Origin of the sequence: Caballeronia sp. SBC1 (assembly GCF_011493005.1) — a bacterium.
Classification (GTDB): domain Bacteria; phylum Pseudomonadota; class Gammaproteobacteria; order Burkholderiales; family Burkholderiaceae; genus Caballeronia.
On sequence record NZ_CP049157.1, the window covers coordinates 974,615 to 988,646 of the forward strand.

Annotated in this window: 12 protein-coding genes and 1 pseudogene; 5 read left to right on the top strand and 8 right to left on the bottom strand. The window is 59.8% G+C overall.

What is annotated here, in order from left to right; genetic code table 11:
* Positions 1-34: 34 nt before the first annotated feature.
* Positions 35-970: a LysR family transcriptional regulator gene (locus SBC1_RS22405; protein WP_241202232.1), complete on the bottom strand. Its 936-nt coding sequence runs from the start codon at positions 968-970 to the stop codon at positions 35-37.
* A gap of 262 nt (positions 971-1,232) precedes the next feature.
* Between SBC1_RS22405 and SBC1_RS22410 the strand changes: the two genes are divergently transcribed.
* Positions 1,233-2,555 (top strand): MFS transporter, encoded by a 1,323-nt coding sequence (locus SBC1_RS22410; protein WP_165095913.1) that lies wholly within the window; start codon positions 1,233-1,235, stop codon positions 2,553-2,555.
* 107 nt (positions 2,556-2,662) lie between these two features.
* Here SBC1_RS22410 and SBC1_RS22415 read toward each other — a convergent pair whose 3' ends face one another.
* Positions 2,663-3,778, bottom strand: coding sequence for a porin (locus SBC1_RS22415; protein ID WP_165095896.1), 1,116 nt, complete (start codon positions 3,776-3,778; stop codon positions 2,663-2,665).
* An 804-nt stretch (positions 3,779-4,582) separates the two neighbouring features.
* On the opposite strand from SBC1_RS22415, the gene SBC1_RS22420 reads away from it, so the two are divergent.
* Positions 4,583-5,272, top strand: a complete 690-nt coding sequence (locus tag SBC1_RS22420; RefSeq protein WP_165095893.1) for a nucleoside 2-deoxyribosyltransferase — start codon at positions 4,583-4,585, stop codon at positions 5,270-5,272.
* Between the two features lie 18 nt (positions 5,273-5,290).
* Here SBC1_RS22420 and SBC1_RS22425 read toward each other — a convergent pair whose 3' ends face one another.
* The gene (locus SBC1_RS22425) at positions 5,291-7,105 is read right to left on the bottom strand and encodes a serine hydrolase (RefSeq protein WP_165095890.1); all 1,815 of its coding nucleotides are present in this window, start codon (positions 7,103-7,105) and stop codon (positions 5,291-5,293) included.
* A gap of 75 nt (positions 7,106-7,180) precedes the next feature.
* Positions 7,181-7,936, bottom strand: a complete 756-nt coding sequence (locus SBC1_RS22430; protein ID WP_165095887.1) for a DeoR/GlpR family DNA-binding transcription regulator — start codon at positions 7,934-7,936, stop codon at positions 7,181-7,183.
* Between the two features lie 83 nt (positions 7,937-8,019).
* Between SBC1_RS22430 and SBC1_RS22435 the strand changes: the two are divergent.
* The 3 genes and pseudogenes from SBC1_RS22435 to SBC1_RS22445 all read left to right on the top strand — a co-directional run.
* Positions 8,020-8,220: pseudogene (locus SBC1_RS22435) on the top strand (GDP-mannose pyrophosphatase); the annotation flags it as partial.
* A gap of 8 nt (positions 8,221-8,228) precedes the next feature.
* Entirely contained in the window at positions 8,229-8,603 is a 375-nt protein-coding gene (locus SBC1_RS22440) for a hypothetical protein (protein WP_165095873.1), read from the top strand.
* A gap of 117 nt (positions 8,604-8,720) precedes the next feature.
* Entirely contained in the window at positions 8,721-9,350 is a 630-nt protein-coding gene (locus SBC1_RS22445; protein ID WP_165095870.1) for a LysE family translocator, read from the top strand.
* Between the two features lie 27 nt (positions 9,351-9,377).
* Here the strand turns inward: SBC1_RS22445 and SBC1_RS22450 are convergent, their stop codons facing one another.
* The 4 genes from SBC1_RS22450 to SBC1_RS22465 form a co-directional block, all read right to left on the bottom strand.
* Complete coding sequence (locus tag SBC1_RS22450; protein WP_165095859.1) at positions 9,378-10,274, bottom strand: DMT family transporter; 897 nt, start codon at positions 10,272-10,274, stop codon at positions 9,378-9,380.
* Positions 10,275-10,582: 308 nt separating this feature from the next.
* Positions 10,583-11,812, bottom strand: coding sequence for a CaiB/BaiF CoA-transferase family protein (locus SBC1_RS22455; RefSeq protein WP_241202231.1), 1,230 nt, complete (start codon positions 11,810-11,812; stop codon positions 10,583-10,585).
* Between the two features lies 1 nt (position 11,813).
* Positions 11,814-12,596: an enoyl-CoA hydratase/isomerase family protein gene (locus tag SBC1_RS22460; protein WP_165095856.1), complete on the bottom strand. Its 783-nt coding sequence runs from the start codon at positions 12,594-12,596 to the stop codon at positions 11,814-11,816.
* A gap of 53 nt (positions 12,597-12,649) precedes the next feature.
* Positions 12,650-13,951 (bottom strand): MFS transporter, encoded by a 1,302-nt coding sequence (locus tag SBC1_RS22465; RefSeq protein ID WP_165095853.1) that lies wholly within the window; start codon positions 13,949-13,951, stop codon positions 12,650-12,652.
* Positions 13,952-14,032 lie beyond the last annotated feature (81 nt).

A 14,032-nucleotide genomic window follows, 5' to 3' on the forward strand; every position in this document is an offset into this window, starting at 1 on the left:
CACGCCTGACATGTGGTGACTACGTCAACCCCGCTCATATCAACCCGAGAGCGGCCGTATTCGCGTCGTCCATGACTTGCTCGGTCAACGCCAGCGCCGCGCTGGCGGCTGGCGAATGCGTTCGCTCAGCCAGGGACACGAGTGCGAAATCAAGGCTCAGTTTCGGCAGATGGGTAAGCGCAATGCGCGCGAGACGCTGGGTCTCCAGGTCACGCCGGACTGCCGAGGCCGTCGCGAACAACACCGCGTCCGTTCGGGCCACGACCTCTTTGAGCACAGCAACATCATTGCACTCGACCTGCAACGGAATTTCCTCGTGCGCGCGATACTTGAGCAGACGATGCAGCGCATCTTTCATAAACCCCGGCAGCGACACGGACACGAGCGGAAACTCCCGCAACGCGGAGAGCGGCACCGGGCCGCTCGCCAGCAGTGGATGATCGGGCCGCGCAAACCAGCCGCCTTCATGACGCGGCAACCGGTGCAACGCCAGGTCGGGCGCGACGGGCGGAACCCGCCGGTCCGTCACCACGAAATCGACACGTTCCGTGCGAAGTTTCTGCATCAGTTCGTCGCCTTCGCTCAGCTCGATCAGCACCTTGATCTTGGGAAAGCGCCGTGAGAACTCGACCAGCAGGTCTGGCAACAACACAACAGCCGCGTAGGGCCCCAGGCCGATCTTCACCTCGCCGAGTTCGTGCGCCTTGAGCAACTCGACATCACGGAACATGCACCGTGTTTCGAACAGGACGCGCCGCGCGCGCTCGACCAGGAGGCGGCCGGCTGCCGTCAGCGCGACGCCTCGTGCGGCACGATCGAAGAGCTTCATGCCAAGTTCGTCCTCAAGCGCCTGGATGCTGCGGCTCAGCGCGGGCTGGCTCAGATGAACCCGGCCAGCCGCGCGGGCGAAACTTCCTTCCTCAGCCAGCGCAACCACATGGGAGAGCCGACGCGAATTGATTTCATGCATTGTTTGCAATGTTCCGATAAAGAGATTGCACTTGAACTATTGCGTTATACCACCTCAAATGGGCGCAAACCTGCGGCCAGGACCGCCTTAATAAGCCCAATACAGAGCCGCACACAGGAGACGTTATTGAAAACCGCAACATTGCGCACCGCTCCAAAACCCGTCTTGCCCGCCACCGTGTCCATGTGCTGACATCGCCATCTATGACGTATCGGGGTACGAGTTTGCTGCCCCACTGCCAGGGCATTCTCAGGAGCATTTGATGTTTGAAGCAAAAGATTCCGGATTCATGCTGGACCGCTCTGCACCCGTGGCAACAACGAGCCGCCGGCGCTGGGTGATCGTAGCGACGCTCTTTCTTTTCATGGCCATCAATTTCGCCGACAAGGCCGTGTTGGGTCTCGTCGCGCTGCCGCTCATGCGCGACATGCAACTGACGCATGCGCAGTTTGGAATCGTCGGAAGCGCGTTCTTCCTGCTCTTCGCGCTATCGGGAATCGGCGTCGGGCTGGTTGCCGACCGGCTCAATGTCAAATGGCTGATGGCGGGCCTTGCGCTGGTGTGGGCGGTCGCGCAATTGCCACTTGCATGGCCGACCAGCTTCGCCGTGCTGCTGGCCTGTCGCATCCTGCTCGGCGCGGGAGAAGGGCCGGCGTCGCCGCTCGCGCTTCACGTTGTGTATACCTGGTTCGAGGATCATGAACGCAGCCTGCCCACCACCATCGTCCAGCAAGGCGCCACGACTGGCATCATCCTGGCGGGGCCGGTGCTCACCTTCATCGCTCAACGCTGGTACTGGCATGCGGCTTTTCTATCGCTGGGCGTGGTCGGCGTCATGTGGACCATTCTTTGGCTAGGCGTGGGAAAGAGTGGCGATGCGCACCGCCGCCAGCCGCTCGGGAATGCGTTGCGCGCCGGCTGGGCGCCGGTCCTCTCGAGTGTGAGTTATCGGCGCCTTCTCACCGACCGGACCGTGATCGGCGTGCTGCTGCAAGGACTTGTCGGGTATTCGGTGATAGCGATCGGGGTAACCTGGGTACCCAGCTATTTCCGGGTAGCGCTCGGGTTCAGCGCTACCGAGGCCGGCTGGCTCTTCGCGCTGCAAGTGGCGGCCCAGATCCCCATAGGGCTCGCACTCGCCATGTGGTCCCATCGGATGCTCGCACGCGGGGTATCGTCGCGGCTGGCGCGTGGCGCACTGGTTAGCAGCGCATTCGTAGTGAGTGGAATAGCCTACTGCATGCTTTATTTCGATGCCCCGCCGTTCGCGAAAGTGGCGGTGATGGCACTAGCGAGCGCGCTGGCGCTCCAGGCGTTCACGTTCGGCCCGCTGCTGGTGGCCGAAGTCACGCTGGATGCGCGGCGTGGCGCAATGCTGGCGATCACGAATTCAATTGCCACGTTGGCGGGTTTGATTGCCCCTGCGGCCATGGGCAAGGTGCTCGGCGTGGTGGCGAATAATCGAGGGTACGAGTTGGGCTTTACCGCCACGGGCGTGTTGTTGATCGTGGTGGGTGCAGCGGGATTCCTGCTGCTCGATCCGCAACGCTCGTATAAGCGCTTGCAGCAATCTCCCCACGCTTGAAAACGCGTTCAATTTCGAGCACGTTGTTTCTAAAACGCTGAAACAAAAACTGCGGCGCCCGGCATTTAACCGGGCGCCGCAGTTTTTTGAGCTGGCCAGCAGTATCGTTAGAACTGGTGACGCAAACCTGCCATCGCGCCTAACTGGGTACCCTTCTGAGCCAGCCCGACGCCGTTGACACCTTGCAGTTGCGCGCCGATCAGGTCTCCCCGGTATTGCGAGTAATCTGTTTCCAGGTAAACGTCAGTACTCTTGGACAGGTTGTAGTCGGCCACTAGCTGATACTGCCACGCCGACCCGTCCTTCGATTGGGTCTTGCCGTCCTGCAGCGTACGCCACAAGTTCGCCGCAAAGTGCCATGCAGTACCCACCTGCTGCGTCACGCCCCCCATGATCATGCGACGCTTCGCAAAGTCGGTGTACTTGAGTGCCGTCAGCGCAGCCGCCGTGAACGGCCCGTTAGCGAAGTTGGAGAAACCGGCATCGTTCTGGTCTTCGATGTACCCCAGCGCAAATCGCGTCTTGTCCCATGTGTACGATCCTCCGAAGGTCCATGACTTCGAATCGCTGCCGTTAACTGAGTCTTTCGATTCCTTATAGGCGCCACCCAGCGAGACCGGACCGCCCGCTGGCGCGTAGGCGGCGGCCACGCCGACCTCGCTGCCATACGACATGTGACCGGCAACACCGCCGAACGCATAGCCCGCCGAGACCATGAGGTCGTGCGCGTGAAACTGGTACTGAACCTGATTGCTCGTCCAGATCCCACCGGTCATTGTGACCTCGGGCTGGAAACTGAAGTCATACGGAACCCACGGATTGCTGCCGTATCCGCCAATGGTGACCCCTTCAATCATCACGTTGTACTGACGACCTATGATGACCTGACCATACGTGCTCGAGCGTATTCCAACCTGAGCCTCATTGAAATACGGCAACGTGGGATCGCTTTGGCCGTTGTTAATGTCGAATCGATTCTCGAGCTTGAAAATGGTCGACCAGCCGCCCCCCAGATCCTCAACGCCCTTCAGGCCCCAGCGGCTTTGTGTCAAGCCGCCATTGCCAAGCGCCACGCTTGAATCACCCGCCTTGTTGGCGTTCGTCATGTAGTGAATGCTTTCATCGACCACGCCATACAACGTGACGCTCGATTGCGCATGCGCTTGGCTACAAGCGAGCGCGACCGGCAGCAAGGCATAACGCCACTTGCTCAACTTCCTCATACTGTCTCCCCTTTTTTGCGTTTCGCTTTCTGCGAATTGGTGGTTTTGCGCCCGGATCGACCGCCCTGTGCACTGCCGCGCAAAGGCTTGTCCATCCCTCCTGCTGAGTTACAAGACGTTGCTTGCGTCTTCAATTTGACGGTAAGCCAACGATAATTCCAGTGCATTGTTGTTATCGTCTGAATGCATCGACTGCATGGAATGTGTGGGGTTCGCGGGAGGACTGGCAGCTGCTTTGAGCCCGGATGGGCCGCCACCCGCCGCCCAAGGGCTCTTTTGCAAATCGGCAAGGAGAGGTGATCACGCGCGCGCCGGGACAAGACGCAAATTGGCGATGCGCAATCTGAGGAGGCTGAGAGACCGCGACCGTTGTATAGCCGCCGCAGTCCTGTCTTCGAGGAGTGGGCCCCGCAAGCATCGCCGCCCGATTGCAACATCGTCGATGCGGATCTCGCACGCTTCGTCGAATCAGGTAACTCAAACCGGATGCTGCACCAGCCGCCTGTCCGCCTTGACGCGCACAGATTTCCGCACTCAGGACCGGCCGCCGGAGCTGAATGGTGCCGATGCAATAATCTCTATACTTGGAAATCGGGAGGAAAGCGGATGGCGCCGAGGCCGGAAGCGGAATGTAGGGAGACGCCAACCTTCCCGACACGATCGCGGCGTAAGGTTTCAGTGCGCACAACGGGGTTCTTGACTTGACCCGCGTTCACTATTCTACTTACGCCCCTGCGGGGAGCCTACGGTGACCCTGTCGGAGAATATCTGCCGGAAGCGGTGAAGCGGACTATGAGGAGAGCGATGCGCGGCCCAACCAAAAAGCAACTGACTTTAATCGAACTAGTCGACCAGGGCTTAAGCGTCGAGGAAATTGCGACGCGCACCGGGAAGCTGGTGGCGTCGGTTCATAAGCAATTGAACCGGGTTCGACGCAAAGTACGCGAAGGGCATTTTGCACCTTCCCCTCTGCCCATCGAGCGCGCTGCGGCCACCCCGCGCGTCTACCTCGCGGGCTTCGACGTCTTCCGCAGCGACGCGCTCAGTCACGGCCTGCATCTGAAAGCACTTTGCCAGGCCCGCGGCATGATCGGTCTCTTTCCGCTGGACGGACAGGTTCCCGACGAACTTGAGCCCCGAGCAAAAGCGCAGTGGATTTGCCGCGCGAACATGGACGCCATTCGTTCGGCCGATGTCGTGCTCGCCAACCTGAATGATTTTCGCGGAGCCGGCGAGCCGGACAGCGGCACCGCGTTCGAAGTTGGTTTTGCCGCTGCGCTCGGCAAGCCGATATGGGCGTATATCGATGACGACCGATCGCTGCTCGAGCGTGTATCGGTAAAGACGGACGAATCCGCTGCATATTGCGCCAACGGTTTTCTGGTCGAGGACTTCGGCTTGAACATGAATCTGATGCTGGCATGCACCGCCCGTATTGTCGTGGGCGGCCCGCAAGCGTGCCTGGACGCCATGCTCGCAAGCGGACAGTTCTAGTCGTCAGCGGTAGTTCGATTAACGAAAGCCGCCTAGCGAAATAGCGGGCTTGCCGTCGAGCCTTTGGCGGATATGCAAGGCAAGCAGATCCGCAAACGTCCCGCTGGATCCGCTGGCGGTATTGGAAAGCACGATCACCGCGTAGTCCGCTTGGCGGTTGAACATCGCGTAGGACGTGTACCCGCCGGTTCCGCCATTGTGCCAATACATGTGCGTGCTCGGGTCATAAAGCCACCCGAGCCCGATGCGGCCGCCCGGCCACGACTCATCCCTCAGTTCCTGAGCCTGCGTGAGCGCCGCCGACATCGATTTGCTTTCCAGGCTTCCCGTTGCCACATATTTTTCTGGATGCAGGTTAGCGTCGAGATACGTGAGCATGTCTTTGGCCGACGAACGAATCGCGCCGGCTCCGGCCAGCGCGGTCAGGTCCCACGCAGAGACCGGTTGATGGTTCCCGTCGTGCCCAACGATGAACCGCGAACGTAGTTCCGGACGTATCGTCACGACGGTCTCAGTCATGGCGAGCGGACGCGTGATCTCTTGTTCCAGCAAGTTCTCGTATGACGTTCCCGCGCGGTTCGCAAGCGCCTGCCCTAACAGTCCGACTCCCACATTGCTGTAAAGAAACGACGCGTCAGCAGACTTTGCCACGCCGTGTTTCGACACGAATGCGTACAGGTCGGCGGTCCCATAATCCGCGTAGGGATTGGCGATATCGGCCGGATTGAAATTGTCCGGCATACGCGGCAAACCGGAATGCTGAGTCGACAAATCCACCAGCCGGATCTCGTCACCCGGGGGCTTGGCTACCGTGCCGGCGGGCAGCAGTTCACGGACCGGCTGGTCGAACCGCACTTTCCCTTGCAAGACCATTTGCGAGAGCATCAGTCCTGTAAAGGTCTTGGTGATCGACCCAATCTCATAGATGGAATCGGGCTGCGCGGCCCCGTACGCGAATATCGCTTGTACGCCATGCTGCGACACTCCCACCGATACGCCCGCCCCCGTCCCCGCCTTCAAGGCGCCGGACTTTAACGCTGTTGCCAGGTCGCGGGCGAGAACCCGCCCGATCTCGGCCACGGGGACAGGCGGCATCGCGGCATCGAAAGTGGGCCGCGGTCTTGGCGTGACCGTCAGCGCCTGCGCCTGCCGGTCGAAGTCGAGCGTCATCGATCCGTTCTGCGTCCATGTTCCCTTGAGCGTATTGCGGTTGGGCGAAAGCGTTCCGGCCCAATGTCCTCCGATCCCCGGCACATCGAAGGAAAAGCCGCTCCCTTCAAACGCGACGTTCGTGCATGTCAGATCCGCCGCGTGCTCGTCAAGGCTGTCGAAACGACAGAATTCATGCCCCGCTTCATCGCTCCTGATGGTGATCTGGATACGCAGAGGGTTAGGCTCGATTGCCAGTGAGCCTAGCCAGAATCCATCGACAGGTGACGGGTTCTTGGCCGCAACAAAGGTATCGCGCGCTAATACGATTGGTGTTGGCGTGCCCTGGTTCCAGATACCAGAGAGCGTCAGACCGTTGCTTTCAATCTTGCCGTTCCAGGTGCCATGTATTGATGGAATCGTGAAGCTTAGCGAGTCGCCGTCGCGATGAAAGTCCGCACAAGGGATGCCCGCCGCGCCCTGGTTCGGACTATCCACCGTGCCGCTAAGTGTCCCGTCGGAACCGTCCTGGATCAAATGCAGTTTGATGCGAAGCCCAGCCAAGTCGCCGGCGTATTCCCCGCTTATATTCGCTGGTTGCTGTGCCATGGCCATGGAATGAGTGAGGACGATGAATGCGATGAGACCGACCTTCCGTGCAAGCCCTGAAAAATAGCGTCTCATGCAACGATCCCGTGAAGTCGGTTCAGGAGTGACCGCGCTTTTGTTTCTTCGCTTCGTTTCTTCGCTTGTTCTTGACTAAGCCCGCACTATCGTAATGCCTGCGTCCTCTAGCGGCTTGGTCAGTGCAAGCTCTGTTTCCCGCTCGACAATAATTGTCTGAGCCAGCGTGATGCTGCCGATCACGTACTGCGACGCGGCATTGATCTTATCCGATGAAGCCAGCACCACCGTTTCCGCTGCGCGAGCGGCAAGCGCGCGCTTCACAAACGCTTCCTCGAAATTGCCGGTGCTCAAGCCCGCCGTCGGATGCACGCCGGTCACGCCCATGAAATAAATGTCTGCCTGGATATGCGACATAGCTTCAACGGCGGCGGCGCCCACCGTCACGATCGAATGCTTAAAAAGCCGGCCGCCGATAACAATCACCTCGATCAACGGATGATCGACAAGCCCGACGGCAACGCTCGGGCTATGCGTCACCACTGTTGCCGATAAATCGCGCGGGATCTGGCGGATGAGTTCGGCGGAGGTCGTGCCGCCGTCGATGATCACTACCTGCCCGGTTCCGATCATGCCCGCCGCCGCTGCGGCAATCGCGCGCTTGGCCGTTGACTCCAGGGCCCGCCGCTCGGCGAACGGCGCCACGGCCGTGGAAGCGGGCAGCGCGCCGCCGTGAACGCGCTGCAGCAAACCCTCGCCGGCCAACTCGCGGAGGTCGCGCCGCACCGTGTCTTCGGACACCCCGAACGTCTCGCTAAGTTGCTTGGCGAGCACTTGTCCGTCACGCGCCAGGGTCTTGAGGATCGCTTTCTTGCGTTGAGAGGTCAGCATGGTGTTTGCACGAAATATCTTGATATTGCACGAATATGCACGATACCATGACTACTCCTTTTGCGCGATGCGGAGCTGACGAAATGGTGGCTACCAAAGACAGGGTTCGGATTATCGACACGACCGTTCTCTCCAACGACTGGTACGTGCTGAAGCAGACGACGTTCGACTTCCAGCGCCGCGACGGCGCCTGGCAGCGTCAGAGCCGCGTGATCTACGACCGGGGTAACGGAGCAACCATCATGCTGCTGCAGTTCGCCGCCTTGAACCCTGTGCTTGAAAGGAGCGTGTCGTGAAACCTCAACTGATACTCATCGCGGGACCGTACCGCAGCGGGACCAACGGGAATGCCGCGTTGATTGCTGGCAATCTTCATCGGCTTGAAGAGGCGGCGTTGCAGGTCTACCGGCTCGGACACATGCCGATGATCGGCGAGTGGGTAGCGCTTCCGCTAGCGGCTGCAGCAGGCTCCGAAGCGGTGGGCGATCCGATCAGCGAAACGTTCTTGTACCCCGTCGCGAATCGCTTGATAAGGCAATGCCACGCGGTGTATCGCATAGAGGGCGCATCCCAAGGCGCCGATGCCGATGTCCGTCTTGCTGAAGAACTCGGCTTGCCGGTTTATAGAAGTCTTGAGGATATTCCGGCCGCGCTAGCGACTGTCTAGCATCAGGTCCGGGAGCTTGGCGCTTTCCCCTAACCAAGCTTCAAAACAGACACAACTACGCCAGAAAACGCTCATCGATTAGCGGCAATATCAACCCTTCGAAATGGAGGTTGGATCATGGTCTCGCTGCAATTGCTGCTCGTCTTTGTGGGTGCCCTCGCGGTCGTGTATGCGCTCCCCGGCCCGGACATGGCGCTCATCCTGCAGACCAGTTCATCGCATGGCCTGAAGCACGGACTTTCGACCGCTGCCGGCTTGGCGATTGCCCGCAGTCTGCACGTCACGTTGTCGGCGCTCGGCGTCGCGGCGCTGCTGCGCAGCGCGCCGTGGCTATACGACGGTGTGCGTATTGCGGGAGCGTTGTATCTCGCTTACGTGGCGATCCAGATTTTTCGCTCGCCGGCGTTCGGTCTCGATGACAACAACACGACATCGAGAATACGCCCGCCGTTGCGCGCCGCCTTGTCGAAGGGCGTGCTGAGCAGTCTGCTCAACCCGAAAGCGCTGCTGTTCTGTTCGGTCTTGCTACCGCAATTCGTGCATCCCGACGCGGGCGCGGTCTGGTCGCAGGTTCTTGAGCTGGGCGTAACGCTGGTCGTTATAGGCGCGGTGTTCGACACAACACTCGCGTTTTCCGCCGTGCGGTTATCGCGCTGGCTGCGCAGTCATCCGCGCGCTCAGGTCGTGCAGCGCTGGACGTTTTCGGCCGCCTTGCTGGCGTTTGCGCTGAGGTTATCGATTGAGTGAGAGGACCTTTGGCCTGCTTCACCAAGATTAAACCAGCGGGCCGTCGGCTTGCTTGCTCCTGATCGCGACCAGTATTGAACTGCCCACAATCAGCAGGATGCCCAGCAGCGAGACCATGCCGACTGTCTCTCCCCAGATCACAAACCCAAAGATCGCTGCCCAGACAATGCTCGTGTAGTTATACGGCGCAAGCGCGCTTGCATCGGCTTGTCGAAACGCCATGGTCAACAGCAGTTGCCCGGTGCCGGCCAGGATGCCGAGCAAGCCCATTAGGGCGAGGAAATCCAGCGTAGGCGTTTGCCACGCGAAAAAGAGCGAGAGCCCGCTGACGAGTGCGCCGATCAGAGTGAAGTAAAGCACGGTGACACTTGAATCATTCGACGCGCGGATGCGTTTGATTTGCAGAATCGATAACGCCCCGAAAATCGCGCTTGCTAAAAGAAGCGCGGGACCGAGCCAACTTGTCTGATCGCTGCTTGGACGCACGACCAGAAGCACGCCGATAAAACCGATCGCAGCCGCGCCGGCGTCACGACGTCTTAGCGTTTCCTTGAGAAGCAAGGGCGCGAGCACGATCACGAAGATCGTCTCCGAATAGACGATGGCAACCGCTTCGCTCAAAGGCACGTAAGGCAAGCCCGCGAAGAACAGTCCGAGTGCGCAAAGCAAGGTAATCGCGCGGAGTGTCTGCGCCCGAAAATCCAGTGTCCTTAGTCGCTCGCTCAAGGGTTTCCCTTGCAGGCACATCGCAAACGCTGGCAACAAGCCGAAGATCATCCGAAAGAACGTGATCTCGTTAGCGGGGTATTTCAGGCTGACCGATTTTGCCAAGGCATCAACCACTGCAAAGCAAAGCATTGCCGCGAGGATTTGCGTGATGCTGCGCAGCGGCACCGCTCTGCTTTGGGCAATGGTTGCAGGCATAGGGATTCACTAGAGAACGAAACGCGGCGCGGTTGCCGTGCCAAGCCCGATGCAAGACGGGTTAAGTCGAGCGAACCTAATACGAGAACCGACTTGTCTGGACATCGCGTAGCTTATCACCTGATGACTGGGCATCAGTTGATGCTTTTGCTCACGATATTGATCAAATGCGACGCGGTGTTTTTGCGCGGTGACGGACTAAATCACCTTGTTGGCGGCTTAAGGCATTCCTCTAGAACGGGAATGTGCTTAGCGCTATGGGTGAAGTTCAGACGCCCGGCAAGCCGGACGTCTTTTCGAACATTGACTCAGATCGTTACATCACTGGCAATAATGGCGCCTTCTTCTTTTAGCGCATGAATACGTTCATTGGAGAAGCCGTATTCCCGCAGTACTTCTGCCGTGTGTTGACCCAGCAGCGGCGCGGGCAATGGAGATTGCGCGAGTCCATCAGAGAAATGAATCGGCAGGCCCAGACCGCGCATGCGCCCCGCTACCGGATGCGTCGTCTCTACAATCATTCCGCGCGCCAGCGCTTGTTCATGCGCCGCCGCTTCGGGCACGCTGAGCACTGCCCCTGACGGCAGGCCGATCGCATCGAAAACGGCAAGCCATTCGTTCGTCGTCCGCTCGACGAGGCGCGTTGTCAGGATTTCGACCAGCGCTCCGCGATATTTCAAGCGCCCGGCATTCGTCTTGAATCGCTCATCTTCGGCGAGGCCCGGTATATCCAGCACGCCTACCAGCCGCTCGTAATTGCTCTGATTCGCCCCGCCGATATTCACCCAGCCATCACGCGTCCGGAACGCCTGATACGGCGCGCTGGTTGGATTCGCCGAGCCTGCCTTGGGCAACACCGTGCCATCGGCGAAGTAGTTGGCGAAGGCCCAGTACATCTGCTGCAAACCGGCTTCGAAGAGCGAAGTGTCGACCATCTGGCCCAGCCCGGTCTTTTGCTTGCCTGCGTAAGCCGCGCAAATTCCAAGCGCGGCGAGAATACCCGCGTTGATATCGGTGACTGGCGAGCCTGCCTTGATCGGCGCCTGACCGGGCTCGCCGGTCATGCTCATGAGACCGCTCATGCCCTGCGCGATGAGGTCGAAACCTCCCTTGTCGGCCATGGGTCCGCTGCGGCCAAAACCCGAGATCGCGCAATAGATCAAGCCGGGATTTTCCGCCTTGAGCGTTTCATAACCCATGCCGAGTTTTTCCATCGTGCCGCGACGGTAGTTCTCGGTGACTACGTCGGCGGTGGCGAGCATCTTGCGCAGCACTTCGCGGCCGCCATCGGTCTTGAGGTTGATCGCGACGCCGCGTTTATTGCGATTCACGATCATGAACGACGCTGACTCTCCGCCTTCCAGGATGGGCGCGAAGCGGCGGCAGTCGTCGCCGCCGGGGATCTTTTCGACCTTGATGACATCAGCGCCCATGTCGGCGAGCATCATTCCGCAAATGGGCCCGGACATGATGTGAGCCAGTTCGATCACGCGCATCCCGCTAAGCGGGCCTTTGCTGCCTGTATCAGTTCCGAGCATTTCAACGCCCCTTGAATTCGGGTTTGACCTTGTCGAGGAAGGCTTGATAACCCGTGCGAAAGTCCTCCGTGCCAAAGCACGCGAAACCTTCGTCACGTTCCTCGGAGGTGAGCGGCGCCGGGTTCATCACGCGCTTCACGAACTGCTTATGCCAGCGTGCGACCAAAGGCGCGCCTTCGGCAATCCGGCGCGCCGTTGCAAGCGTTTCGGCGGTGACCTGATCGTCGGCTACGACCCTCGTGACGAGCCCTTTGGCTAATGCCTCTTGCGCACCGAAAATGCGTCCTTCAAGCAAGATTTCGAGCGCGATGGCCGGCCCCGCGAGTTGCACGAGCGCATCGAGTTCCGCGTGTGCCATCACCAGGCCGAGGTTCTTGATCGGCACGCCAAAGCGGCTGGATTCCCCGCAAATGCGCAGATCGCACATGGCCGCAATCTCAAGCCCGCCGCCCACGCAGATGCCGTGAATCATCGCGACAATCGGATGCCGGCAAGCATTAAGCGACGCCAGCGTGCGATGCATGATCGCCCCATAAGCGCGGGCTTGTTCGACGTTTGAACGATCGGTGCGGAACTCGGCTATGTCGTTGCCCGGCGAGAAGGCTTTCTCGCCGGCGCCGCGCAGAATGATGCAGCGGATGGAGTCATCGGCAGAAAGCGCATCAATGGTTTCGCCCAGCGACTGCCAGAGCGGTTTGGTCATCGCGTTGAGCTTCGCGGGCCGATCGATGACAACCGTCGCGATGAACTCATCGCGTTCGATCAAGATGGATGGTTCAGCCACATCGTCTCCTGGAGAAAGAAATTACAGCTTACGGCGCGCCCTACCAGACGAATCTAGACGAATTTTCTCGCGGGCTCTGCGCCGTCCTTTCCTTTCGCACCGGCAGCAACGTCGTCTAGCGCGTGGTCCGGCCGCATGGTGAACGAGAGCACAATGCCGAGGGCCATCAGGATCATGGAAACCGTGAAAGGCAGGTTCCAGTTTCCGGTCTTGTCGATCAGGAATCCGCCGACAACCGGACTGATGATCGCGGCCAGCGCGGAACCTGAATTCATGATGCCGCTAGCGGTCCCGGCGTGCTTCGGCGCGATGTCCATGGGTACGGCCCACATGGGTCCGATCGTCATCTCGTTGAAGAAGAACCCGCCGCTCAGGCAAACCGCGGCCAACGTGATCGACATATTGGACACCAGCATGATGGGCGCAAGCGAAAGCGCCGTCAGTAACATGCAGACACCGACCATCACATTGCGGGCCATGCGGAGGTTGCCGCTGCGTCGCAAGATGCGATCCGTGACCGAGCCACCGAGCCAGTCACCCAGCACGCCAGCAAAGAATACGCCCGAAGCAAACAGCGCCGACTTCCCCAACTCCATGTGATAGTTGTGGAGAAAGTACTGCGGAATCCAGCCGAGGAAGAGCCACAACACCCAGCCGTAGCAAAAGTACACGGCGGTCACCGGCGCCATCCGTCCAAGCAATGCACGCCATGGAACCGGCACGCGTTGCTTGACCCCGGAGAACGATGAAAGCGTGGCGCACTCGTCCGCGGTAATGCTCTTGTGGTCACGGGGGTTGTCGCGGAAATAGAAGATCCAGACAATCGCCCACAGAAAGCTGATGACCCCCGTCACAATGAAAGCACCGCGCCAGCTTGTTGCGATCATCAACCAGACGATCAACGGCGGCGCCACCGCATTGCCAATCCGCGACGCGGCATGCGTGGTCCCTTGCGCGAAGCCGCGTTTGTCGGCCGGCATCCAGTTGGACATGGCGCGGGTAGCGGTAGGAAACGTGGCGCCCTCGCCCAGCCCGAGCATCAGGCGCGCAATGATCAGCGACACAAACCCGCCAGCCAGCCCGGTCATGATCGTGGCGGCCGCCCAGATCACGGCGCAGACGGCAAGCGTCCGACGCGGCCCGAAACGATCTCCCACCCATCCGCCAATAATCTGGAACACAAGATACGGATAGGCAAATGCGGAAAAAACAAAGCCAATTTGAACGTGCGACAAGTGCAGTTCCGCGCCGAACTGCGAGGCGGCGGTACTGACGTTGACACGGTCTACATAGGTAATGAAATACATTGCGCACAGCAACAACAGAACGCGCGTCGTAGCTCGACGGAACATCATCGTCTCCTTGGTAGTGCGTGCTTCATCAAGGCGCGATGGGCGCCTGAAGCGAACTGCATCCGGAACTTCGATAAGGCTTTA